21 protein-coding genes are annotated in these 24903 nt (G+C 65.1%); 7 read left to right on the forward strand and 14 right to left on the reverse strand.

Annotated elements, in window-relative coordinates:
- Positions 1-25 precede the first annotated feature (25 nt).
- A complete protein-coding gene (locus HBF25_RS20805) occupies positions 26-2344 on the forward strand; it encodes a S9 family peptidase (protein ID WP_166952394.1) in 2319 nt (772 codons plus the stop codon).
- A gap of 1643 nt (positions 2345-3987) precedes the next feature.
- On the opposite strand, the gene msrB is transcribed toward HBF25_RS20805, so the two are convergent.
- From msrB to HBF25_RS20825, 4 genes are all read right to left on the reverse strand, one after another.
- Positions 3988-4596, reverse strand: coding sequence for a peptide-methionine (R)-S-oxide reductase MsrB (msrB, locus tag HBF25_RS20810; RefSeq protein WP_166952397.1), 609 nt, complete (start codon positions 4594-4596; stop codon positions 3988-3990).
- Between the two features lie 77 nt (positions 4597-4673).
- A complete protein-coding gene (locus tag HBF25_RS20815; RefSeq protein WP_166952399.1) occupies positions 4674-5018 on the reverse strand; it encodes a glycine zipper 2TM domain-containing protein in 345 nt (114 codons plus the stop codon).
- Positions 5015-5944, reverse strand: coding sequence for a YihY/virulence factor BrkB family protein (locus tag HBF25_RS20820; protein WP_341778310.1), 930 nt, complete (start codon positions 5942-5944; stop codon positions 5015-5017). Before HBF25_RS20820 ends, HBF25_RS20815 begins: the two co-directional genes overlap by 4 nt.
- A 198-nt stretch (positions 5945-6142) precedes the next feature.
- Positions 6143-6847 (reverse strand): HAD family hydrolase, encoded by a 705-nt coding sequence (locus tag HBF25_RS20825; protein WP_166952402.1) that lies wholly within the window; start codon positions 6845-6847, stop codon positions 6143-6145.
- 41 nt (positions 6848-6888) lie between these two features.
- Here HBF25_RS20825 and HBF25_RS20830 point away from each other — a divergent pair, with 41 nt between their 5' ends.
- On the forward strand, positions 6889-7080 hold the full coding sequence (locus HBF25_RS20830; RefSeq protein ID WP_166952405.1) for a CPXCG motif-containing cysteine-rich protein: 192 nt from the start codon (positions 6889-6891) through the stop codon (positions 7078-7080).
- A 148-nt stretch (positions 7081-7228) separates the two neighbouring features.
- Here HBF25_RS20830 and HBF25_RS20835 read toward each other — a convergent pair whose 3' ends face one another.
- From HBF25_RS20835 to HBF25_RS20875, 9 genes are all read right to left on the reverse strand, one after another.
- The gene (locus HBF25_RS20835) at positions 7229-8542 is read right to left on the reverse strand and encodes a carbohydrate porin (RefSeq protein WP_166952408.1); all 1314 of its coding nucleotides are present in this window, start codon (positions 8540-8542) and stop codon (positions 7229-7231) included.
- Positions 8543-8661: 119 nt separating this feature from the next.
- Positions 8662-10185 carry a CoA-acylating methylmalonate-semialdehyde dehydrogenase gene (locus tag HBF25_RS20840; RefSeq protein WP_166952411.1) on the reverse strand — a complete coding sequence of 508 codons (1524 nt, stop codon included), beginning with the start codon at positions 10183-10185 and terminating at the stop codon, positions 8662-8664.
- A 23-nt stretch (positions 10186-10208) separates the two neighbouring features.
- The gene (iolB, locus tag HBF25_RS20845; protein WP_166952414.1) at positions 10209-11006 is read right to left on the reverse strand and encodes a 5-deoxy-glucuronate isomerase; all 798 of its coding nucleotides are present in this window, start codon (positions 11004-11006) and stop codon (positions 10209-10211) included.
- Positions 11003-11911: a myo-inosose-2 dehydratase gene (gene iolE / locus HBF25_RS20850; protein ID WP_166952417.1), complete on the reverse strand. Its 909-nt coding sequence runs from the start codon at positions 11909-11911 to the stop codon at positions 11003-11005. Before iolE ends, iolB begins: the two co-directional genes overlap by 4 nt.
- A complete protein-coding gene (gene iolD / locus HBF25_RS20855; protein WP_166952420.1) occupies positions 11908-13791 on the reverse strand; it encodes a 3D-(3,5/4)-trihydroxycyclohexane-1,2-dione acylhydrolase (decyclizing) in 1884 nt (627 codons plus the stop codon). Before iolD ends, iolE begins: the two co-directional genes overlap by 4 nt.
- Positions 13788-15758, reverse strand: a complete 1971-nt coding sequence (locus HBF25_RS20860; protein WP_166952423.1) for a bifunctional 5-dehydro-2-deoxygluconokinase/5-dehydro-2-deoxyphosphogluconate aldolase — start codon at positions 15756-15758, stop codon at positions 13788-13790. Before HBF25_RS20860 ends, iolD begins: the two co-directional genes overlap by 4 nt.
- Positions 15759-15775: 17 nt before the next feature.
- Positions 15776-16564: an ATP-binding cassette domain-containing protein gene (locus HBF25_RS20865; protein ID WP_166952426.1), complete on the reverse strand. Its 789-nt coding sequence runs from the start codon at positions 16562-16564 to the stop codon at positions 15776-15778.
- Positions 16565-16575: 11 nt separating this feature from the next.
- Complete coding sequence (locus HBF25_RS20870) at positions 16576-17736, reverse strand: ABC transporter permease (RefSeq protein WP_208392704.1); 1161 nt, start codon at positions 17734-17736, stop codon at positions 16576-16578.
- Between the two features lie 16 nt (positions 17737-17752).
- Complete coding sequence (locus HBF25_RS20875) at positions 17753-18796, reverse strand: sugar ABC transporter substrate-binding protein (protein ID WP_166952429.1); 1044 nt, start codon at positions 18794-18796, stop codon at positions 17753-17755.
- Between the two features lie 199 nt (positions 18797-18995).
- Between HBF25_RS20875 and HBF25_RS20880 the strand changes: the two genes are divergently transcribed.
- The 5 genes from HBF25_RS20880 (at position 18996) to HBF25_RS20900 (ending at position 23736) form a co-directional block, all read left to right on the forward strand.
- Positions 18996-19862 (forward strand): MurR/RpiR family transcriptional regulator, encoded by an 867-nt coding sequence (locus HBF25_RS20880; RefSeq protein WP_243853350.1) that lies wholly within the window; start codon positions 18996-18998, stop codon positions 19860-19862.
- The gene (gene iolG / locus HBF25_RS20885; RefSeq protein WP_166952433.1) at positions 19855-20847 is read left to right on the forward strand and encodes an inositol 2-dehydrogenase; all 993 of its coding nucleotides are present in this window, start codon (positions 19855-19857) and stop codon (positions 20845-20847) included. The genes HBF25_RS20880 and iolG overlap by 8 nt, the downstream gene beginning before the upstream one ends.
- A 10-nt stretch (positions 20848-20857) precedes the next feature.
- Positions 20858-21874 carry a Gfo/Idh/MocA family oxidoreductase gene (locus HBF25_RS20890; protein ID WP_166952436.1) on the forward strand — a complete coding sequence of 339 codons (1017 nt, stop codon included), beginning with the start codon at positions 20858-20860 and terminating at the stop codon, positions 21872-21874.
- A gap of 203 nt (positions 21875-22077) precedes the next feature.
- Complete coding sequence (locus tag HBF25_RS20895) at positions 22078-23310, forward strand: MFS transporter (protein ID WP_166952439.1); 1233 nt, start codon at positions 22078-22080, stop codon at positions 23308-23310.
- Between the two features lie 30 nt (positions 23311-23340).
- Positions 23341-23736 carry a hypothetical protein gene (locus HBF25_RS20900; protein WP_166952442.1) on the forward strand — a complete coding sequence of 132 codons (396 nt, stop codon included), beginning with the start codon at positions 23341-23343 and terminating at the stop codon, positions 23734-23736.
- A gap of 54 nt (positions 23737-23790) precedes the next feature.
- Here the strand turns inward: HBF25_RS20900 and HBF25_RS20905 are convergent, their stop codons facing one another.
- Positions 23791-24555 carry a carboxylesterase family protein gene (locus tag HBF25_RS20905; RefSeq protein ID WP_166952445.1) on the reverse strand — a complete coding sequence of 255 codons (765 nt, stop codon included), beginning with the start codon at positions 24553-24555 and terminating at the stop codon, positions 23791-23793.
- Between the last annotated feature and the right edge of the window lie 348 nt (positions 24556-24903).

A 24903-nucleotide genomic window follows, 5' to 3' on the forward strand; every position in this document is an offset into this window, starting at 1 on the left:
CTGCCGTGCCTCCACGGGGAATCCTATGCACAAACTTCACCCGGCGCTGTCTGGCGTCGTTCTTTTCGGCCTGATCGGGGCGGCATCTGCCCAGACGGTGAGCGTCGAGGACTATCGTCGCGCCGATGCCATGCTCGCCAACAACACGATGCCGCTGGTCGATCACTCGATCCAGCGAGTGAAGTGGATCGATGACGGCCACCTGTGGTATCGCGATCACGACAAGGACGGCGACCAGTTCCTGCGCCTGGACCTCGCCACGGGGCAGGCCACCCGTGCATTCGACCGCGACAAGCTTGCCGCTGCGCTTTCTGCCGCGACGGGCAAGAAGGTCGACGTCGCCAAGCTGCCGGTGAGCGATTTCGTAGTGCGTCCGGATGATGGCGTCGACGTCACCTCGGGTGGCAAGCAGTACGTCTGCGACAAGCTCTTCGACAAGTGCGAGCTTGCGGCGGTGAAGAAGGATGCGAACGGCAAGCCCTATGGCGACGAGCCGGGCCTGAAGTCGCCGGACGGCAAGTCCGAGGCTTTCATCCGCAACTGGAACCTGTGGGTGCGCGATATCGCCACCGGCGCGGAAACACAGCTGACCACCGACGGCATCAAGGATTACGGCTACGCCACCGACAACGCCGGCTGGAAGCACACCGACGAGGCGATCCTCGTGTGGTCGCCGGATTCGAAGAAAATCGCGACCTTCCAGCAGGATCAGCGCAAGACCGGCGAGATGACGCTGGTGAGCGTGAACGTGGGTCATCCGAAGGTCGATACGTGGAAGTATCCACTGCCGGGCGACAAGGACGTGACCATGATCGAGCGCGTCGTGATCGACGTGCCGACGAAGAAGCTCGTGCGTTTCAAGATGCCGGCCGACCAGCATCGCTCGACGCTGTGCGACGACGTTTCGTGCAGCCCTGGTGTGTGGGACGACGTGCGCTGGGCCAGCGATGGCAAGAGCATCGCCTTCGTTTCCACCTCGCGTGACCACACGCAGGAATGGTTCCGCATCGCCAACCCGGAAACGGGTGACGTGCGCACGGTGTTCGACGAAAAGGCCAAGACATACTTTGAAAGCGGCAACGGCACGGCCAACTGGCAGTACGTGCCCGAGACCGACCAGGTGATCTGGTTCTCCGAGCGGAGCAACTGGGGTCATCTGTACATGTACAGCCTGAAGACCGGCAAGCTGGAGCACCAGATCACTAGTGGCGACTGGAACGTCACCCAGGTGCTGCGCATCGATGCGAAGACGAAAACAATCTGGTTCCGCGGCGTGGGCCGTGAGAAGGGTGTCGATCCGTATTACCAGCAGTTCTACAAGGTGGGCTTCGACGGCAAGGGTCTGACCCTGCTCACGCCGGAGAACGCAGACCACACGGTGTCGCTGTCCACGGACGGCACGTATTTCTTCGACTCGTATTCCACCATCGATACGCCTCCGGTCGCGCTCGTTCGTCGCAGCGACACGGGTGCCACGGTGAAGGAAGTGGCGAAGGCCGATATCTCGCGCCTGAAGGCTGCGGGCTGGGTGCCGCCGACTGCGTTCACGGTGAAGGCGCGCGACGGCAAGACGGATCTCTACGGCCAGATGTTCAAGCCGTCGCATTTCGATGCATCGAAGAAATATCCGCTGGTGGTCTACATCTATCCGGGCCCGCAGGTCGGCTCGGTGCGCACGCGCAGCTTTGCCCCGTCGCACGGTGATAACCAGGCGCTGGCCGAACTGGGCTTTGTCGTGGTGGCCGTGGATGGCATGGGTACGCCGTGGCGTTCGAAGGCGTTCCACGATGCGTATTTCAAGAACATCGGCGACAACACGCTGCCCGATCAGGTGGCGGCGGTGAAGCAGCTGGTGCAGAAGAATGCGTGGATCGATGGCGATCGCGTGGGTATCTGGGGTCATTCCGGTGGCGGCAATGCCACGGCTACGGCGATGTTCCGCTACGCGGACGTGTTCAAGGTGGGCATCTCGGAGTCGGGCAACCACGACAACCGCAACTACGAAGACGATTGGGCCGAGAAGTGGCAGGGCCTCCTGGTCACCGACAAGGATGGCAAGTCGAACTACGACGACCAGGCCAACCAGAAGTGGGTGGACGGCCTGAAGGGCCACCTGATGCTGGCCCACGGTACGTCGGACGACAACGTGCCGCCGTATGAAAGCCTGCTGGTGGTGGATGCACTGATCAAGGCCAACAAGGACTTCGATCTGGTGATGATCCCGAACGCGCACCACGGCTACGGCGCCGCCACGCAATACATGACACGCCGCCGCTGGGACTACTTCGTGCGCTACCTCAAAGGCGAAACCCCGCCCAAGGAATTCAAACTCACCCCCATGTAGGATCACGCCTCGCGCGCGACCGGTTGGAACGGTGTCGCTCCGTAGTAAAGCAGGCCGTGTGGTGCGTCGCTCCGTAGGAAGGGCTCGCCTATCGGCCTCGCATCGGCGCTCATGCGTGGCGGAGCAGAGGCGACGGGGGCGGCCCTTGGCGCGCCGGCCTGCGGTGTCCCTCGGGAAAGGAGGAGCCGCTGCGCGGCTCAGTGTGTTATGGCTTGCGCCCCTTCGGGCCCGGTGAGCGGGCGGGGTTTTTCGACTCGGCTCCTGCCTCGGCGAAAAAGGCCGGCCTTCCTGGCCGGCCCCGCTACGCGGCCTTTTCCGCCCGCTCCCCTCACCTCCATCAAGTCACGCCAAGGGCCGCCCCCGCCGCCTCTACCGATCTCACGGTGATCTTGTAGGAGCGCGCCTGCGCGCGACCGGTTGTCGCGAAACATTTTCATCGTTTCGATATCACCGGTCGCGCGCAAGGCGCGCTCCTACAGGGATACGGTGTCGTCAGGCACATCGCTACCGCGACATCCCCAAAGCCAGACCGCCGCCAGCGACGTGCCCACCAATCCCGCACTCGCCGCGTCAAACACCATGCCCGGCCATGCCTCCCACGGCAGCAAACACCCGTGCGCCGCCATGTCCCCACGGCGAACGACCCGGCAATAAACGCCACAAACGCCAACACCGAAAATATCCGCGCGCCCGTCGCGAGTGAACAAGACCTGCCATAGCTGCTCATGTAGACAAGCAGGTTCACCACCAGCAACACCAGCGCGACACCCACTTCCCACAGCCCCACGATCATTTCGCCCCTCCCAGCGTACGCTCCTCGTCCCCCATACGCCTGACGTTCGCCTGCTTGATGCACTGCTGGCCCATTCGATACACGTCGTTCCTGCGCACGCAGGAACCCAGCGCCTCGGTTCGCCAGCAAACACGATGACGTTGCATCGGCTTTTGTGTGAGCAGCGTATTCGCGCAAACCCGTTACACCGCCATCGCCGATGCGATCGGCTCCGACTCCGTTGGTGGCAGCGCTTTCGCGAAGATGCTGTCGCGCGCGAGGTGCGTTCCTACACGCCAGTAGCTACGTCAGCTTAGTTGTGAGCTGGCGCAGGTCGCATCGGCGATCCATCGTGCGACACCGCATACCTGTAGGAGCGCGCCTTGCGCGCGACCGGTTGCATCGAAACGATGATGGTTTTCGCGGCAACCGGTCGCGCGCAGGCGCGCTCCTACAACAAGCCGCGATCACGATGGGGAGAGGCGGCGGGGGCGGCTCTTGGCGCGAGGTGATGGAGGTGAGGGGAGCGGGCGGAAAAGGCCCGAAGGGGACGGGTCAGGATGACCCGTCTTTCTCGCCGAGGCACGGAGGCCGAGTCGAGAAACCCCGCCCGCTCCCCGGGCCCGAAGGGGCGCAAGCCATCAAAACACTGAGCCGCGCAGCGGCTCCTCCTTTCCCGAGGGACACCGCAGGCCGGCGCGCCAAGGGCCGCCCCCGTCGCCTCTGCAACGCCACGTTCCAGCGCCGATGCGAGGGCGACAGGCGAGCCCACCCTACGGAGCGAAACACCACACGGGCTGCTTTACTACGAAGCGGTATCGTTTCAACCGGTCGCGCGCAAGGCGCGCTCCTACAGTGGGGTTGGGGTGTTTCAGGACAGCGTGATGTGTACGCCCGGGACGGGTACGAAGTGCATTGCTACCGCGTTCATGCAGTAGCGCAACCCCGTCGGATCGGGGCCGTCGTCGAACACGTGGCCCAGATGCGAGCCGCAGCGTGCGCAGCTTACGGCCGTGCGGTCTTCGATGGCGAGGCTGCGGTCGTCGGTCTGCACGACGTTGCGCTTGGATATGGGCTGCCAGAAGCTGGGCCAGCCGGTGCCCGAGTCGAATTTCGTCGCTGAGTCGAACAGCGCCGTATCGCAGCCGATGCAGCGGTAGATGCCGTTGTCGTGGCGGTTCCAGCCGGGGCCGGAGTACGGCGGCTCGGTGCCTTCGTGGCGGGTGACGTAGTAGGAGCGCTTGTCGAGCTTCGCGCGCCACTGGTCGTCGGTCATCACCACGCGGGGCTCGGTGCATGGGCCCAGGGGCTTCTTGTCGGGTGCGAAACAATCCAGCGTCACATCGCCCGTGGCCGGTGGCGGGGCTTCCGCGGCCACGGCGGGGCGGGTGCCGCGCACGATGAACGGCAGGGACACGGAAAAGGCCGCGGTGGCGGCCAGTACGCCGAGGAATCGCCGGCGCTCGGGATCGGTGCTCATACAGCCTCCGGGGGAGCAGGGAGGGGCGCCTTTGCACCCTCCCCATGAGAGACCGGGGTTCCCGCCGGCGCCTTACATCAGTCGTCGACCCAATGGCATTCGCGCTTGGTCGTGTAGGTGGCGTTCTTGTCCTGGTGGTTCTTCTGGATCTGGTTACCGGCGTAACCGCCGCCTACGGCGCCGGCCACGGTGGCCAGGGTCTTGCCCTTGCCGCCGCCGACCTGATTGCCGAGCAGGCCGCCCGCCACGGCGCCGACACCCGTACCGATCAGGCGGTTGTCGTCCTTGGAGTTGATCTGTTTGACCTGCACGTTCCGGCATACCTGGTGCTGGCTGCGGCGTGCCTGGGCCTCGACGGGCGCCGAGGCGATGGTTCCGGCGGCGAGCGTGAGCACGGCGGCTGCGATGAGATGCGTCTTCATGGCGAGTCCTCCTTTCTGTGACTGTCATAGATACCCGCAGCTTCGTGAGTAGCGGGTGGTGTCTTCGTGGACATGGCGTAGGGACGGGGCCGGATGGGCGTGCCACGGGCCTCGGCGACGGCTTCGGTCAGCTCCGCACCCAGCAGCAGGATGAGCGCGGAGTAGTAGACCCAGACCAGCAGCACCACCACGCCGCCGGCCGGGCCATAAGGGCCGCCGACGTTGCTGCGCTCCAGGTAGATGCCGATGGCGAACTTGCCGATGACGAAGAGCAGGGCGGTGAGGCTGGCGCCGATGATGGCGTCGCGCCATTCGATGATGGCATCGGGCAGCACCTTGTAGATCGCGCCGAAGATCACGATGAATACGGCCAGCGAGACCACCATTTCCAGCAGGTGCCAGCCGGTGGTGCCGCCGCGCACGAAGACGGCGATAAGGGTGCTGGCGGAGAAGGAGATCACCAGCAGGAAGGCGAGGGAGAGCAGCAGGCCCAGCGCGTGCAGGCGGGCGCGCAGCCAGCCGAGGATGGCGCGGCTGGTGTTGCCGGGCCGGGGCTGGAGGTTCCAGACGCGGTTGAGGGCGCCCTGGAGCTGCGCGAACACGGCGGAGGCGCCGACCAGGGTCACGCCCAGGCCGATCAGGCCGGCCATGCTGCCGACGCTGGGTTTTTCTTTCGCGTTGGCGATCACCAGGCGCACCGCGTCCGAGGCGCGCGGGCCGACGAGGCCGTTGAGGCTGTCGATGAGCTGGGCCTGCCATTCGGGGCGCAGCGAGGCCACCACCCAGAGCAGGAGCACCAGCAGCGGCGCGAAGGAGAGGGCCGAGTAGAAGGCCAGCGCGGCGGCGCGGGTCATCAGTTCGTCGTCGCTGAAGCCCTTCGCGGTGGTCCGGACCACCTGCAGGCCAAGTTTGATCCTTCGATCCACGCGTGTCCTCCGTTGGTACGGGGACAGGGTGGTGGCAAGGGTGCGAAAGAAATGTGTGTGCAGGAGCGCGCCTCGCGCGCGACAGCCTCAGGACGTGCTGTAAAACGGGGATGCCATGAAATGAGGCGGAGCGGCGGTTGGGCGCGGTTCTGATGGCCCCTGCGTTTCGGTTTTAACGGTCGCGCGCGAGGCGCGCTCCTACAGGGTTTGCATGCTTTGGATGGCGGCGGGGATGCCGTCGGCGCCGCGGACTTCGACCACGCGCTCGGTCATGGTGAAGCCGGTGACCACTTCGTGGGCCCAGGTGCTGTGGTAGGGCATGTAGACGCCCCAACCGCCCAGCTCCACCACGGGCGCGATGTCGGACTTGAGCGAATTGCCCACCATGGCGAAGCGTTCGGCCGGTACGTCGAATTCGCGGAACAGGCGCGCATAAGCGGCCGGGTCCTTTTCCGAGACGATCTCGATGCGATGGAACACGTCAGCGAGGCCGCAGCGGGCGACCTTGTTTTCCTGGTGGAAGAGGTCGCCCTTGGTGATCAGCACCACGCGGTGGGTGGCGGCCACGGCTTCCACCGCCGCGCGGATGCCCGGCAGCAGTTCGACGGGGTGGGCCAGCACGTCCTTGCCCAGGCGCACGATGCGATGGATGTCGCGGGCCTCGATGCGGCCATCGGTGAGTTCGATGGCCGATTCGATCATCGACAGCGTCATGCCCTTGGCGCCGTAACCGAACAGGGCGATGTTGCCGCGCTCCGTGGCCAGCAGGCTGTCGTGCAGGCCGTGGCTGCCCAGATCGATGTACTTGCCGAGGATCGCTTCGAACTCGTCCTGGGCACGGTCGTAGTATTCCTGACTGTGCCAGAGGGTATCGTCGCCGTCGAAGCCGATGAGTTCGATCATGGGTAGGTATCCGTGTTGCCGCAACGGCGTAGCATAGCGCCATGTACGAATTCACTGATATTGCCTGCCCCTACTGTGGCGAGACCATCGAGGTGGCCGTGGACACCTCGGCCGGCAGCCAGACCTATATCGAGGACTGCCAGGTGTGCTGCCGCCCCATCGTGATGCGGCTGGTGGTCGATGAAGGGGACGAGGGCTTTCAGCTCTCCGCCTCGGCCGAGAACGAAGCCTAGGCCTGGCCGCTGCTGTCTACTGGAAGGGTGGGAGCTGACCGTGTCCGGCGATAGCCATTCGGTATGCGAGCACCCATCGCGGATACGATCCGCTCCCACCCTTCGGTAGGGGCACAAAAAAGGCCCGGGCAGTGCCCGGGCCTTTGGATCAGAACGCTACGCTGGTCTTCAGGCCCAGCACGAACGCGTTGTCGCGCTTGTTGCTGCCACCCGGGTCCTGGATGTACTGCAGGTTGGGGCGCAGCGCGATCGACGGGATCGGCGACCAGCTGTAGAAGACTTCCGTGACCTTCTCGTAGCCGCTCTGCACGATCTGCGCCTGGCCGGGGTTGGCGGCGTTGAACAGGCGCTGGCGCTTGGCGTATTCGCCGTTGGCGTGCGATCCGCCGAAGGCCACGCCCACGAAGTCGTTCGGGCGATCGAAGATGCCCTTGTACTCCATGCCCAGCGCGATCTGGTTGTTGGTCTGCGAGGTCGCGTGGTCGGCCGAGGTGATGTTCAGGAACACCGTGGCGCCCTTGCCACCGGCTTCGCCCGTGACCTGCTGCTGGAAGGTGATCCACGCGCCCTGGCGCGAGTCATGCTGCAGCGGCTTGCCATCGGTGAGGGCGATGGGCTGGTGGTTCACGTCGTAGAACAGGTCGTTGCCCTTGGACGTGTTGTACCAGACGCCGACGCGGTAGGAACCCGGCAGGCCGTTGACCATGGGCTTCCAGCCGAACTCCAGCGGGATCAGCGCGCCGGTGGTGCCGCCGGGGTTGTTGAGCTTCCAGCCGTTGCGGCGGGCCCACTGGTCGTTCACGTAGTTCGGATTGACCTGGTAGGCGGCGATCTGCACCCAGGTTTCCTTCGTGGTATCCAGCTTCAGGATGGTGGCCCACTGGCTGGTGGGCCAGTTGACCCAGTAGTCGCCCACGATGTTGCCGGGCTGGGCGCCGCAGAAGGTCAGGTTCTGGAAGTCGCACGAGAACGAGCCGATGTTCTCGCCGACCGGCAGGCGGCCGAAGGTCCAGGTCAGGCGGTCGTTGAAGAACTTCTGTTCCAGCGAGAACATCGTCAGGTGCCAGGTCTGGCCGCGGCCATAGACTTCCTGGATGAGCTGGTTGTTGCCGATGTTGGCGTCCGCGCCGATGTTGCGGCCGTTACGGTCGGTGATGATCAGCTTGAAGGTGCCGCCCCGCCAGCCCCAGAGCTTGTCGAGGTCGAAGGTGCCGCCGAACTTCCACTGGTCGGTGTAGCGGGTGATGTGCTTGTCGCCACCGGAGAAGTTATGCGCCGCCTCGAAGCCGTAGCCAAAGTCGAAGGTGATGCCCTTCTCGGCGAGCCGGGTGCGCTCGCCACCCCAGTCGCCGAACAGGTACTTGCTGTTGGCAAGGTCGTCTGCATGGGCCGCAGTTGCGGCGAACCCCAGGCAGGCGACCACGATTCCGGCAAGTGGCCGTATTTTGAGATTAATGCGCATGTACCCTTCTCCCTGAAATGAAAAATTACGCTTTTTCGTGATTGGGTTTTGATTATTTAAGTTGCAACGCACAATGCTCCCCGTGCGTTCAACCGGCGCATTCTAAGGGTTTTGTCGTACTAATGTGTGGGCATCGCGAATTCAGCGCCAGCGCTTTCATCGTGGTTCAGCCAACGCTGTGTAATGGCTTTCTGTTTTGTGTAAAAGCGCACAGATTCAGGACCATGAGCGTGATGATCGCCCATGAGGCTCTTTTTCCATCCACCGAAACTGTGAAATGCCATCGGCACGGGAATGGGCACATTGATGCCGATCATGCCCACCTGGACGCGATGTCCGAATTCGCGTGCGATTTGTCCATCGCGCGTGAAGATCGCAGTGCCATTACCATATTCATGTTCATTGACCAGAGCTAGCGCGCCGGCAAAATCCGGCACGCGGACTACGCACAATACAGGGCCAAATATCTCCTCTTTGTATATGCGCATTTCCGGTGTCACCCGGTCGAACAGGGTGCCGCCCACGAAGAAGCCCTGCTCGCAGCCCGCCACTTGGTAGCCGCGGCCATCCACCACCAGTTCGGCGCCCGAGGTCACGCCATCGTCGATGTAGCCGGTGATGCGGTCGCGATGCACGCCGGTGACGACCGGGCCCATCTCGATGCTTTCGTCCAGGCCCTGGCCGATGCGCAGGGCTTCGACGCGGGGTTTCAGCTTCGCCACGAGGGCGTCGGCGGTGGCCTGGCCGACCGCCACCGCCACCGAGATCGCCATGCAGCGTTCACCGGCCGCGCCGTAGCCGGCGCCCATCAGCGCGTCGGCCACCTTGTCGAGGTCGGCGTCCGGCATGATCACCATGTGGTTCTTGGCGCCGCCCAGTGCCTGCACGCGCTTGCCCTTCGCGGTGCCGCGCGCATAGATGTACTCGGCGATGGGCGTGGAGCCCACGAAGCTGACGGCGCGCACCAGCTCATGGTCGAGCAGCGCGTCCACGGCGGTCTTGTCGCCGTTGACCACGTTGAACACGCCATCGGGCAGGCCGGCTTCCTTGAGCAGCAGGGCCAGTTCGATGGCCAGCGAGGGATCGCGCTCGGACGGCTTCAGCACGAAGCTGTTGCCGCAGGCGATGGCCATGGGGAACATCCACATGGGCACCATGGCGGGGAAGTTGAACGGGGTGATGCCCGCGCACACACCGAGCGCCTGGCGCATCGTCCAGGCGTCGATGCCGTTGGAGATCTGCTCGGTGTACTCACCCTTGAGCAGTTCGGGGATGCCGCAGGCGTACTCGACTACTTCCAGGCCGCGTACCAGCTCGCCCTTGGCATCGGAAAGCACCTTGCCGTGCTCGGCGACGATGATCCGGGCCAGGCGATCCATGTCGCGTTCGATCAGTTCCTTGAAGCGGAACATGACGCGGGCACGGCGAAGCGCCGGGGTCTGCGACCAGGCGGGGAAGGCCGCATGCGCGGCGCGCACGGCCGCATCGATATCGGCGACCGAGGCAAGATCCACTTCGGCCGCCACATGACCATGGGCCGGGTTGTAGACGGGGGAGGTGCCGATGGGCGAGCCGGCGAAGGGCTTGCCGGCCACGAAATGACTGACGCGTGGCAGGGAGGGGGAGGAGGGCTGTGCGGACATGTTCGGTTGCTCCGATCGCGCGCTCAGCGCGCGATCATCCATTCGTGGGCGGGGTCATTGCGGAAATGCCATTCGCGACGGGGACCGGCCATCACGTTGAGGTAGTAGCCGCGATAGCCATGCGGCATCACCACGGGGTGATAGCCGCGCGGCACCATCACGACGTCGTGGTCGCCCACGGCCATGGACTCGTCGATGTCGCGCGAGTCGGTATAGACGCGCTGGAAGGCGAAGCCCTGCGGCGGATCGATGCGGTGGTAGTAGGTTTCCTCCAGCACGCTTTCTTCCGGTAGCGCGTCGGTATCGTGCTTGTGCGGCGGATAGCTGGACGAATGGCCGGCAGGGGTGAGCACTTCCACCACCAGCAGGGATTCGGCGGGTTCCGTTTCAGGGAGGATGTCGCAGACGTAGCGCGTGTTCGCGCCGGTGCCGCGCACCGAGCGCTTCATGGAAGCCGGCTCGATCAGGCGGGCGTGCAGCTTGCCCGTGGCCGGCGCGCTGGCGATGGCCAGTTCCGCATCGGTGGAGGCGCGGATGAAGTACACGGAGCCGGGCGGTGCGTAGATGGCCGTCGGCGACTGGTCATCGAATACGCTGGCGCGGCCGCCGAGGCCCTTGAAGTCGCGACCGTCGACGGAGATGTCCACGGTGCCGGTGAGCACCACGAGGCAGCCTTCGCGATCCGTCGGCAGGTTCACGGTGGTGAAACCGCCGGCCTGGACGCGACGTGCCTCGAAGCCCACATGTTTCCAGTGCGCGGACTCAGGCGTGACGGTGACGATGCTCTCGCCGCGCGGTGAGGCTTTGACGAGCAGGCTCATGCGACCTCCCGGACCGCCTCGCGGTCGAGCAGCGAACGCAGGGTGCGGTAACCCTTCTCGGCGAATTCGTAGCTGGGTGCCACGGCAGGGTCCTGTTCGGCCTCCACCACCAGCCAGCCCTGGTAACCATGCGACTTCAGCCGGTCGATGATGCCCGCAAAATCGATGATGCCGTCGCCGGGTACGGTGAAGGCACCATTGAGCACGGATTCCAGGAAGGTCCAGTGACGGTTGCGCGCCAGGCGGACGACGCCGGGGCGCACATCCTTGCAATGCACGTGGCAGATGCGCTGGATATGGCGATCGAGCACGGTCAGCGGATCGCCCCCGCCGAAATAGGTATGACCGCTGTCGAACAGCAGGCCCACTTCCTCGCCGGTGTTCGCCATGAGCTGGTCGACATCGTCCGGGGATTCCACATACGCACCCATGTGATGGTGATACGCGAGGCGTACACCGTGCGACAGGGTGAACTTCGCGAACTCGGTGAGGCGTTCGCCGTAGCTCTTCCACTCGTCGGCCGTGCGGAAGCGCGGACGCTTGTACAGCGGTACCGCCTCACCCTGGATGGCGTTGGCCACTTCGCCGTAGACCATCACCTTGCAGCCGTTTTCCGCGAGCAGGCGCAAATGGCCGCCGACCGCTTCGCATTCCTCTTTCGCGCTGCGCGCGGCGACACGGCCGGAATACCAGCCGGACACCACGTCGAGGCCATAACCGGCCATCAGCTCGCGCAGTTCGATGGGATCTTTCGGGAATTTGTTGCCCAGCTCGAAGCCTTCGTAGCCGATGGCCTTGCCTTCGCTCAATGCCGTGGACAGCGGAGTCTCGCCGCCGAGCGACGGCAGGTCGTCGTTGCTCCACGAGATGGGGTTGATGCCGATGCGGATGGGATCGTTCTTCATGCTGACGTGTTCCTGGCCTTGCGGCCCACGGTGGCGGATTCGTAGCCGTTGCGCGCGTCGCGTACGGCGTCCCGCGTGGAGACTTCCGGCACGGCCACTTCCCACCAGGCGCCGCCATCGGCGGTGGTGCGGGTGTGATCGGTGTCGATGCTGATGAGATAGGTGCGGTCGGCCGCGCGTGCGCGTTCCATGGCCGATTCAAGGCCCGCGATGTCGGCCACGTGTTCGGCGATGGCGCCCATGGCACGGGCATGCGCGGCGAAGTCGATGCGCGGCGCGCCGTGGCGACCCTGTACGCAGTCGTCGAACATGTTGTTGAACGGCGCGCTGCCGGTGGCCTGCTGCAGGCGGTTGATGCAGCCGTAGCCGCGGTTGTCGAGCACCACGATGATCAGCTTGGCGTCGAGCATGACCGAGGTGGCGATCTCCGAGTTCATCATGAGGTAGCTGCCGTCGCCCACCATCACGATCACCTCGCGATCGGGCGCCGCCATCTTCACGCCGAGGCCGCCGGCAATCTCGTAGCCCATGCACGAGTAGCCGTATTCCATGTGGTAACCGCCGGCCGTTTCGGTGCGCCAGAGTTTTTCCAGCTCGGCGGGCAGCGTGCCTGCGGCGCAGACCACGATGTCGCTCTGTGCGGAGAGCGCGGACGAGCGCTGCACGGCACCGATCACTTCGCCGTCGTAGGGCAGGCGTCCCGCCGGTGCCTTGCGCTCGCCGGTGATGCGGGTGACGGTGTCCACCCATTCGCGTGCTGCGTCACGTGCGCGGGTGGTCCAGGCTTCCGGGGCGGCCCAGTCGTCGAGGCCGAAGCTGAGGTCGTCGAGCGCAATGGCGGCATCGCCGATCACTTCCACGCCATCGCCCTTGAGCGAGTCGAAGGCATTGACGTTGATCGAGAGGATGGGCACATGGCGGAAGAGCGCGTTTGAGCCGGTCGTGAAGTCCTGCAGGCGCGTGCCCACGGCAATCACGAGGTCGGCATCGCGCAGCAAGGTGTTGGCGGCGGTGGAACCGGTGACACCGGCAGGCCCCAGCTGCAAGGGATGATTCCACGGCATGGCGCCCTTGCCGGCCTGCGTTTCGCAGACAGGCACGCCGTGCTTGTCCGCGAAGGCCATCAGCTCGGGTGTGGCCTTGGCATACAGGCTGCCGCCACCAGCGATGATGACGGGCCGCTGCGATACTTCGATGGCGTCGAGGGCCGCCATCAGCTCGTCGTCGGTGGGAATCGGCGCACGGAAGACGATTTCGCGTGGTTCGAAGAACGACACGGGGAAATCGTAGGCTTCGGTCTGCACGTCCTGCGGCAAGGCCAGTGTGACCGGACCGCAGGCGGCCGGATCGGTCAGTGCGCGGATGGCGCGGGGCAGCGCGGTGAGCAGTTGTTCAGGGCGAACGATGCGATCGAAATAGCGCGAGACGGGGCGCAGGCAGTCGTTGACGGATACCGTGCCGTCGGAGAAATCCTCCAGCTGTTGCAGCACGGGGTCGGGTGCGCGCGAGACGAAGATATCGCCCGGCAGCAGCAACACCGGCAGGCGGTTGACGTGGGCGAGCGCGGCGGCGGTGACGAGGTTGGTGGCACCGGGGCCGATGGAGGTGGTAACCGCCATCATGCGACGGCGCATGTTCGTCTTGGCATAGGCGATGGCAGCGTGTGCCATCGCCTGTTCGTTGTGCGCTCGGAAGGTGGGCAGTTCGTCGCGGGCGGCGTGCAGGGCCTCGCCCAGTCCGGCCACGTTGCCGTGGCCGAAAATGGCGAAGACACCGCCGAACAGTGGCGCACTGGTTTCCTCGTCCACGTCGCGACAACGCAGCGCGGCGAGGTAGCGCACCAGCGCCTGGGCACAGGTGAGGCGGACGGTGGCACTCATGCGGCGGCGCCTTCCTTCAGTGCGGGGTGGGTAGCCCGGCGGCCCTGCTGCCACAGGCCGATCATTTCTTCGAAGGCGGCCCGCGCGCGGGCCACGAAGGTGGCGTCATCGATACGGCCGGCGAGCCAGTCGGCGGACGGTGCCTTGAACAGCGTGCGGCCCACGGCGAAGCCACGGCAGGTGCGGCTGCCCGCAGCAGCGACGAACCCTTCGGCCAGTGTTTCCACGGAGGCGCTGAGGCCCAGCAGCAGCACGCCACGGCAGTACGGATCACGCTCTTCGATCAGTGCATCCACGGCCTGCCAGGTGTCGCGGCCCAGCGGGCAGAGCTTCCACCAGTCGGGCTTGATGCCGATGTTGTAGATGCGCTTGAGCGCACGCAGGGTGAGTTCATCGCGATGCGCCTGGTCGTTGCAGTTCGGCGGAATCACTTCGAGCAGCAGCTCGTGCCCGCTGAGCTTTGCCGCGTCGTAGAGCGCGTGCAGCTGGGTTTCCTGCTCAAGGCGATGCATGGCCGGCGCGTCGGGATCGAAAGCCACGAGGCACTTGATGACGTGTTCCTTCGGCCAGCTCACCAGCTGGCTGCCGATGGAGCGCCCACGTTCGAATTCCAGCGGATTGGAACCGGGAACCTCGACCGGTCGGCCGATCCACCAGCCCCGGCCGGTGGCGGCATTCAATGCATCCTGGCCGTAGCGGTCGTCGGCCAGCAGGCCCACATGGCCCTGGAGCCTGCCAGCCTGTTCGGTGGCGGCCACCGCTTCGACCAGCAGTTCCTTCAGTCGCGGGATCCGTGCCTCGTCGCCGCCCACCTCGCGGGCCAGTTCGAAGAAGGGCGTGCGGTGGTCGAAGGCGAACACGTACAGCTCGTCCCAGCGCTTGCGGGCGATGGCGGCACGATGCAGGTGCGACAACTCGGCATCGAGATCCGGACGACGAATGGCGCCGTCACGCGCGAGGAAGGCGTCCAGTTCGTCGCGGCACGGCATGGCCGGTGCGCAGCCGTGGCGGGAGACGACGATGGCACCGCAGGCGTTGGCAAACGCACACGCCCGTTCCAGCGATTCGCCGCCCAGCCAGCCGGCGAGGAAGCCGGACAGGAAGGCATCGCCGGCGCCCAGCACGTTGAGCACGTCGACGCGGCTGCCGCGATAGGTGGGCGCATCGTCGATATCGGCGGGGACCGGTCCGTCGACCACGCTGCAACCCATCGGCCCGCGCTTCACCACGAGGGTGGCTTCGCTCACGGTGCGAACGGCACGCAAGGCTTCGATGAGGTTCTCGCTGCCTCCGGCGATATGGAATTCTTCTTCCGTACCGACAATGACGTCGAACTGGGGAAGAATCGCCTGCAGATGGCGGGTGACATGGTCGGCGGCGATGAAACGCTGTTCGCCATCGGCACGACCGGTAAGCCCCCACAGGACGGGGCGGTAATCAATGTCGAGCACGGTGCGCACGTCGTGCTTGTGTGCCAGGGCCAGCGCACGGCTGGCCGCGGCATGCACGCCGGGCTGTGAGAAATGCGTGCCGGTGATGGCGAGCGCACGACAGCCGGCGAGGAAACCCTCGTCGATGTCGCCCGGCACGAGCGCCATGTCGGCGCAGTTCTCGCGATAGAACAACAGGGGAAAGGTTTCGCGATCCTTAATGCCAAGAATGGCCAATGCGGTCAGGTGCTCGGGATCGATGCGGATCTGGCTGGTGTCGCTGCCTTCGGCGGCGAGCGTTTCGGTGAGGAAGCGCCCCATGTGGTCGTCGCCGACGCGGGCCAGCATGGCCGAGCGCAGGCCGAGCCGCGCGGTGCCGAAGGCCACGTTGGCCGACGAGCCGCCGAGGTATTTCGCGAAACTGGTGACATCCTCCAGGCGCGCACCGATCTGCTGGGCATAGAGGTCGACCGCGAGACGGCCCAGGCAGGCGATGTCGACGGGACGGGAGGGAGAACGAGGCGGGGGACTACGCATGGGTGGTTTTTCCGTGTTCAGGCCGCGCGGCCTTCCAGTTCGTCGACAAGGCTCTGGATCTCGGTACCGCCGGCCATCATGTCGAGCACTTCTTCCTTCGAGATGTCGCTCTTGGCGAAGGTGCCCATGGACTGGCCACGGTTGAGCAGGGTGAAGCTGTCGGCGATGGGATAGGCGTGATGGACGTTATGGGTGATGAAGATCACCGAGATGCCTCGCTCCCGGGCCTTGTGGATAAGCTTGAGCACGTTGCATGACTGCTTGACGCCGAGCGCGGCGGTGGGCTCGTCGAGGATGAGCACCTTGGCGCCGAAATGAATAGCGCGGGCGATGGCAAGGCACTGCCGCTCACCGCCCGACATGGTGCCCACGGCCTGGCCGGCGTCGCGCACGAAGATGCCCATCTCGGCCAGTTTCTCGCGCGCCGTCTCGTTGGCGTAGTTCATGTCGATCACGGGTATCACGCCGAACAGCTTGCGGCGGGGTTCGCGACCGGCGAAGAAATTGCGCGCCACGCTCATCAGCGGCACGAGCGCCAGATCCTGGTAGACGGTGGCGATGCCCTGGTCGAGCGCTTCGCGCGGCGAGGCAAAACGCACCGCCTTGCCGTCCACGCGGTATTCGCCGCTGCTGGGCTGGTGCACGCCGGCCAGTGTCTTGATGAGGGTGGACTTGCCCGCGCCGTTGTCGCCCAGCAGGCAGTGCACCTCGCCGCGCTTCAGGCGCAGGGTCACGCCTTGCAGGGCGATCACGGTGCCGAAGAACTTGCTGACGTTGTCCAGTTCGAGGATGTAGTCGTCGGCCATGGTGGCGGTCCTCACTTGGTGCTCGCAGCGCGGCTGCGGATGTAGTGGTTGAACAGCACCGCCAGCAGCAACATGCCGCCAAGGAACACGCGGTACCAGTCGGAATCGATGTTGGTGTACGAGATGCCGATCTGCACGACACCGAAGATCAGCGCACCGAAGCAGGCGCCGATGACGGAACCGAAGCCACCGGTAAGCAGGGTGCCGCCGATGACCACGGCGATGATGGCTTCGAATTCCTTCTGCAGGCCGCGATCCGCCGCCGCCGAACCCACGTCGGCCACCTGCAGCACGCCGAACAGGCAGGCGCAGAAGGCGGTGAGCACGAACAGCGAGATCTTCACGCGGCGCACGGGCACGCCGACGTTCTTCGCCGCGTTGGCGTCGCCGCCCACCATGTAGATCCAGTTGCCGAAGCGGGTGCGGGCGAGCACGAAGCCGGCCACGATGGCCATGAGCGCCCACCACAGCAGCACCTTGGGAATACCGCCGACCACGGGATCGCCATTGGGCAGCTTGTCGATGAGGTTCATGCCGGCCAGTGCGCTGAACAGCCAGTGCATCGTGGTGCCGTCGAACAGCGCGCTGCTGATCGGGTCGGCCGTGAACTTGTCGCCCACGCCGCTCACGATGGTGCTGTTGGCAAAGCCCGTGGACAGCACCAGCGTGAGGCCGCGCAGGATGAACATGAAGGCAAGGGTGACGATGAACGACGGCAGCTTCGTGCGCACCACGAGGTAACCGTTGAGCCAGCCCAGCGCCATGGACGCGGCGAAGGCGAAGATCACGGCGGCCCATAGCGGCCAGCCCAGGTACATGGGGGGAATGGCAACCAGCACGCCCGAGAAACCGATCATCGAACCCATCGACAGATCGAATTCCCCGGCGATCATCAGCAGGCAGGCACCCACGGCGAGGACGCCGAGGTAGCCCGCCACCTGGGCCCAGTTGATGACGCCATCGAGGGCGAACATGCCCGAGCCGCCGGCGGTGAAGCCGAAGAACACGAAGACGAGCACGGTGCCCGCGATCGAGCCCAGTTCGGGCCTTTCGAGGAGGATGCGCCAGGGAGAGACCTTCCTGACGCGTTCGTCCGAGGGTTTCGCGGCTTGCGGCGACGTGTCGCGCTGGCGCTGGATCATGTGGGTGACGCTCTCGTTGATGGCACTCATGTTCGACTCCCGACGATCAGCGGTACTGACCGGCGTATTTCTCTACGGTGGCAACGTTGTCCTTGGTCACGAAGGCCGGACCCGAACTGACGCCGGTGGCGGTGTAGATGGGCTTCAGGTCGTACTGCTTCAGGCGGGCCTGGAACTTCGGATTGGCCTTGAGCGCGGCGATGATCTTTGCCGGGTCGTTGGTCTTTTCGTCGTGGGCGATCACGAGGGCGGCGATGCCCATGTAGCCCTGCAGATAAGGCTGCTGGTCGATGGCGTACTGGATGGTGCCGGACTTGATGCCGTCGATGATGGCGGGCGAGAGGTCGAATGTGCCGAAGTTGATCTTGCCCACCAGGTGCATGTCCTGCACCACCTTGATGGCCGGTTCGGCGGCGTTCGGGCCGAGCGCCAGGATCGCCTGGGTCTTCGGGTTGGCGCGCAGGTAGGCGCTGAGCTTGCTGGCGACCACCGTCGGGTCCATGCCCGTGTCGATCATGGAGGTCTTGCGCCAGTCCTTCAGGCCGATGGCATCGGCAAAGCCCTGGCAGCGTTCGAACGAGGCGTTGTTGGTGGCATAGTGGTTCACGCAGACGAAGCTGGTGATGCCGGCGGCCTTGGCGCGTTCACCGGCGGCCTTGCCTGCGTCGTACTCACCCTGGCCCACGTGCATGATCGCGCCGAGTTTCTTGCTTTCGTCGGGCGTGCCGGAGTTGATGGTGACGATGGGAATGCCCTTGGCGGTGATCTTGGCGGCAGGGGCCTTCAGCACGGCGTAGCTGGCGATATCGAACGACACGCCCTGGTAGTTGCGGGCGGCGGCGGATTCCAGCTGGCGGGCCATTTCGCTCAGGTCGCCGTTGCCGGAGCCCCGGTAGTCCACGGCCACGCCGAAGTCTTCGCCAGCCTGCTTGATCGCATTCTTGATGGTGTTCCACCAGGAGTCCGAGTCGGCCGCATGGGAGACCAGCACGTAGCGGTCGCCGGGGGCGGCGTGGGCCGAGGGGGTGGAAAGACCGAGGCCGAGGGCCAGGGCGGCCGCCAATGAGGCGTGGAACAGTTTGGATCGCATAGTGCCTCCACAGGGGGCCGGAAACCCGGCCGGGATGGTGTCGAACGCGATACGGCCTGACGGCCGCTGTTTTGCCGAAAGCGGGCTGAGCATGGACCCGTGGAATGCGGGTTGCAATTTGCATTGCAGCAAAAAAATAAATGGAAAATATGTTCCATCGCGTGCTTCAATGCCGTCCGTCCCCGACACGGAGCCACCCATGGCAAAACGCAGCGAAGCCGACGCGCTCATGCAGCGCATTGCGGAGGAATTCGAGGCCTTGCCGCGCCAGTTGCAAGGCGTGGCGCGGTACCTTGAGGAACACCGTAGTTCCATCATGGTCCAGCGGGTGGGTGAGATCGCAGAAGGTTGCGGTGTCCACGCCTCGGCCGTGGTGCGCTTCGCCCAGCGCTTCGGCTATTCCGGCTTCACCGAGATGCAGGCGGTGTTCCGCGAGGCCTGGGCGGCGCAGTCCGCTCCCTCGCGCAGCTACCAGCAACGCATCCGTCGGGTGATCGAAGACCGCGAAGGCGGTATCCCGGCCGGTGAGATCGCATCCCGCTTCATCGACGCCAGCCGTGCAGGCCTCGACGAACTGGCCTCCGAACTCGACGAACGCCGCTTCCAGAAAGCGGTGGATATCCTCGCCGAGGCCGAGAACATCTACGTGGTGGGCGTGCGTCGCTCGTTCGCCATTGCCACCTACATCGCCTACGCGTTGCAGCACACGCAGAAGCGCGTGCACCTGGTCAACGGCCTGGGTGGCATGTATCGCGAACAGCTTCGCAGCATCCGCAAGGGCGATGCGCTGATCGCCATCAGCTTCCCGCCGTTCGGCAAGGAAACCCTCTATGCGATGCGCGTGGCGCAGCAGCATCGCGCGAACGTGCTGGCGATCACCGAGAGCGATCTCGGTCCGCTGGCGCGTCATTCGGATGTGTTGCTGAAGGTGAAGGAGGGCAGTGCGTTTGCCTTCCGTGGCCTCACCAGCACGATGTGCCTGTGCCAGGCGCTGTTCGTCGCGCTGGCCTACAAGCTCGAACTCACTGTCGAAGAAACGATTCCCCGAGGAGAATACGATGATTGAAGTTGCCGTTTTCGGTGCCGGTCGCATCGGCAAGATCCACGCGGGCAACGTCGCCCGTCACCCGGAAGCGAAGCTGCGCTACGTGGTGGACGTGCACGAACCCTCGGCGAAGGAACTGGCCGGAAAACATGGCGCCACCGTCGCCAGCGTCGACGAGGCGCTGAACGATCCGGCCGTGGGCGCGGTGGTGATCGGCTCCAGCACCGATACCCATGCCGACCTCATCCAGCGCGCGGCGGCCGCCGGCAAGGCGATCTTCTGCGAGAAGCCGGTGGATCTCGACGTGGAACGTGCGCGTGCCTGCCAGGCCGCGGTGGAAAAGGCGGGCGTGGTCTGCATGATTGCCTTCCAGCGCCGCTTCGATCCCACGTTCTCGTCGCTGAAGAAGCGCCTGGACGATGGCGAGATCGGCACGCCGGAAGTGCTGGTGGTGACCAGCCGCGATCCAGGCGCGCCGCCGGTGAATTACATCAAGAGTTCCGGTGGCGTGTTCAAGGACATGCTGATCCACGACTTCGACATCTTCCGCTGGGTGCTGGGCGACGTGGCGGTCAGCGTGCATGCGGCGGGCAGCTGCCTGACCGACCCGGCCATCGAAGGTGCGGGCGATATCGATACCACGGCCGTCACCATCCGCACGAAGAGCGGCAAGCTGTGCCAGATCAATACCTCGCGTCGCGCCGCCTACGGTTACGACCAGCGCTTCGAAGTGCTCGGCAGCAAGGGCATGCTCCAGGCGGGTAATGTCACGCCGACCCAGGTCGTTTCGCACACGGCCACGAACATCGCGCATGACCTGCCGGAGCACTTCTTCCTGGAGCGCTACCGCGAGGCCTATGCCGCCGAGATCGCGCACTTCTTCGATGCCCTGGCGGCCGGCACGCCGGTACGCACCACCATCGCCGACGGCATCAAGGCACTGGAACTGGCCGAAGCCGCCGCGCGTTCCTGGCGTGAAGGCCAGGCCGTGCAGGTGAACATCTGAGGCCACGTCCATGACTACCCTTCGTATCGGCCTTGCCGGCCTCGGCCGGCTTGGCCAACGCTATGCGGAAAACCTCGCCCGGGCCGTGCCCCGGGCGGAACTGGTGGCCGCGTGCAGCCCCGTGGAAAGCGAGCGTGAATGGGCGCGCGAGACACTGGGCATCCCGGTCATTCATGACAGCTACGAGCGCATGCTCGCCGATCCATCCATCGATGCGGTGTTCCTGGTCACGCCGACCTCGCTGCATCCGGCGCAGATCGAGCAGGCGCTGGATGCCGGCAAGCATGTGTTCTGCGAAAAGCCCTTGTCGCTCGATCTCGACGAATGCCGTCGTGCCGCCGAGCACGCGGATAAGTCCACGAAGCGCGCCATGGTAGGTTTCGTGCGTCGCTTCGATGAAAGCTATCGCAACGCTTACCGACATATCGCGGCGGGCGGCATCGGGCATCCATTCCTGGTGTATTCGCAGACGGCTGACCTGGCCGATCCGTCGGGCGCCTTCATCAAGTTCGCACCGACCAGCGGCGGCATTTTCCTGGATTGCAGCGTGCACGATGTGGACCTGGCGCGCTGGTTGCTGGGGCGCCCGAAAGCGGTGAAGGCCTATGCGACGGGTACGGTGGCGATGTATCCGGCGCTGAAGGAGATCGGCGACATCGACAACGGTATTGCCATCGTGGAATTCGAAGGCGGCCGCATGGCGATGTTCCATGCCTCGCGCACGCAGGCGCACGGGCACGATACGCATACCGATGTCACGGGTACGGCCGGCAAGGTGAGCGTGGGCCGCAATCCGAGGGCGGACCGGGTGGAGATTTCCGATGCGGCGGGCGTCCGCAATACGGTGCTGCCGTCGTTCTACGAGCGCTTCGCACCGGCCTTCGTGACGCAGGCGAAGCATTTCGTGGATGCCATCCTCGACGAGACGCCGTTCGACCTGACCATGGAGGATGCCGTCGAGGCGACGCGCATTGCCATCGCGATGCGTGAGTCGTTGCAGAGTGGGCAGCCGGTTTTGCTGGATTGATGCAGGTACCGCTTCGATCCGGTCGCGCGCAAGGCGCGCTCCTACAGGGGAGCCTTGCGCACGACCGGACCGAGGCCGGTGTAGGAGCGCGCCTTGCGCGCGACCGGTATCCGTCAAAATAACCGGCCCCCTCATCGCCCCATGAAAAAACCTTCATGCGACACGATGACGCAGTGCAGCAACGAAGCCTATAATAGGCCGCCATGTCCCTCCCCTCTCTCGTTCCCCATCGTGGACGGCGCTTCGCCGTTACCGCGCGGATTCTTTCCGCAGTGGTCTTCACGTTCGTCTGCTACTTCAGCATCGGCATCCCGCTCGCTGTACTGCCGGGCTTCGTACATTCGAACCTCGGCTACGCCACCGTCCTCGCGGGGCTGGCGGTCAGTGCGCAGTATCTTGCGACCCTGCTGAGCCGGCCGCACGCCGGCCGCATGGCCGACGCCATGGGGCCCAAACGCACCGTCATCGCCGGCCTCATCGTGCTCGCGCTCTCGGGCCTGTTTCTGGCCCTTGCCGCCCTCGTACCGAAGATGCCGGCGCTGTCGCTGGCCCTGGTGCTGATGAGTCGCCTCGGCCTCGGCTTCGCAGAGAGCTGGGTCAGCACCGGCTCGATCACCTGGGGCATCGGTGGCATCGGCGGCGAGCACACGGCGCGGGTGATCTCCTGGAACGGTATCGCAACCTACGGCGGCATCGCGCTCGGCGCGCCGCTGGGCGTGAAGCTGGCGGGCGATTACGGCCTCATTTCCCTGGGCATCCTCACCTTTGCCCTCGGGCTCGTCGCCTTGCCGCTGGCCTTGTGGAAAGCCCGCGTGCCACCAAGCCACGGCGAGCGCCTGCCGTTCAAGAGCGTGCTGTCGCGCGTGATGCCCTACGGCATCGGCCTTGCACTGGGTTCCATCGGGTTCGGCTCGCTCTCTACCTTTGTGGCGCTCTACTACGCCAACCGTGGCTGGGCCGACGCCGCGCTGTCGCTGTCCGTGTTCGGCGGCTGTTTTATCGGCATGCGCCTGATTTTCAGCAACATGATCGGCCGCTTCGGCGGCTACCGCGTTGCCATTGTCTCGTTGCTGATCGAAGGGGCGGGCCTTGCCTTGCTTTGGCTCGGTGACACGCCGCACCTGGCGCTGGCCGGTGCCGCGCTCACCGGTTCGGGGTTTGCCCTGATCTTCCCTGCGCTGGGCGTGGAGGCCGTGGGCCGGGTCAGCATGCACAACCGTGGCGCCGCGCTGGGCGCGTATTCGGTGTTCCTGGATGTGGCGCTGGGGCTGACCGGCCCCGTGGGTGGCTGGGTTGCCGGTCGCTTCGATTACCCGGCGATCTTCCTCCTGGCCGGTATCGCATCGGTGGTGGCGGCAGGACTCTCGCTGTCGCTTTACCTGCGCTTCGGCCGCGATGAGCCGACGCAAGAAAACCGGGCCGACGCACGGGCATAATGCCCGTCTGATCCCTTACGAGAGCGTTGCATGCCCTACGATCGCAGCTGGATGGGCTTTGGCATGACCGGTGCCCTGGAAGCAGGTGGCATCGCCTTGCTCGTCGGTATCGTGGTGTATCTGCTCGTGCGCCTCATGTTCGGCAAGGGCGGCGGCTGGAGCGCGGGCAGGGAAGTGTCGGTGGCCTTCGTGCTCACCCTGCTTGTTGCGGGCGGCGAGGACATGTGGAACCTCTTCTACTTCAACGTGGTGCCCATCCAGTCCACCACGCTGCTGCGCCTGAAGCTGGCGGCGGTGCACGACCCGGACGCCATCGGCCTGCGCGTGTTCTTCGAACTGGTGGGCGGCCTGGTCGGCGTGTGCATCGGCTGGGCCGTGTTCTCCGGTGGCTTCAAGCGCCTGGTCGGCCACGTCAAAGGGCCCTGATCCGGGGCTCCCTCGGGAGCCGACCTTCTCGGTGACGGATGTCGCAAAGGCCGGCTAAGGCCGCCTCTGCGCAAACATCCATGTCCAAAGATCCGGCGTGCCGTATGCCTTGTCCCACGACCCGTGGTTCACCCCGGGAAACTCGGTATACCTGACCGTCGCCTGCCGGTCGGTCAAGGCGGCATACATCCGGCGGGACTGCCAGGTAGGCACGACCCGGTCTTCGGCGCCATGGAAGATCCACACCGGCAGATGGCCGATCTTCCGGGCCGTCCATTCGAAAGGATCGACATCGGACGGCATGCCGTGGACGACAAGGGCGCGTTCGTCGTCGAACGCCGTGACACCACCGCAGATGATCGCCGCCGCCGCGAAGGTGCCCGGATACTGCGCTGCAATCTGCCACGAGCCGTAGCCGCCCATGGACAGGCCCGTCAGGTACAGGCGATGCCGGTCGCCGTGGAATTCCGTGATGCTTTGCTCCAGGGCGGCCATCGCCATGGAGGTATTGGCCTGATCGGTCCACTCCTGGCCGTCCGGGGTCTGCGGTATGACGACGATGGCCGGAAAATCCGGATGCTTGTCGAGCCACGGCGGCAGGCCCTGGGCCAGCTGCTTCGTGTTGTCGTCACCACGCTCGCCACTGCCGTGCAGGAACAGCACGACGGCAGGGTGTTCCGGTGGCGAGGTGGGAACGAAGACCTGGTAACGATACGTCCTGCCATTGACGTCGACGCTACGCTCGACGAAGTGTTCGCTGGCGGCAAACGCGGGTGTAACCATGGCGGTAGTGCCCAGGAAAAGCAGGGTACGCAGCATGCATCATCTCCGTGGCGTGTGAACAGTTGAGTTCAGTAACAGCGTTTGCGCAAGACATATCCTTACGTCGTCCCTGTGAAAACAGGGGCCCAGTGCGGTGCGGTGGGTTTTCGCGAGAGGGTCACCTGCACACAAGCCGATGCAGCGTGGCGGTGTTTGCTGGTGAATCGGGGCGCTGGGTTCCTGCGTTCGCAGGAACGACGGGCTGCAAGCTTACGATTCCCTGCCTACCCCTCACGTCGTCCCTGTGAAAACAGGGGCCCAGTGCGGTGCGGTGGGTTTTCGCGAGAGGGTCACCTGCACACAAGCCGATGTAGCGTGGCGGTGTTTGCGGGTGGACCGGGGTGC

This window comes from Luteibacter anthropi, from assembly GCF_011759365.1.
Classification (GTDB): Bacteria; Pseudomonadota; Gammaproteobacteria; order Xanthomonadales; family Rhodanobacteraceae; genus Luteibacter; species Luteibacter anthropi.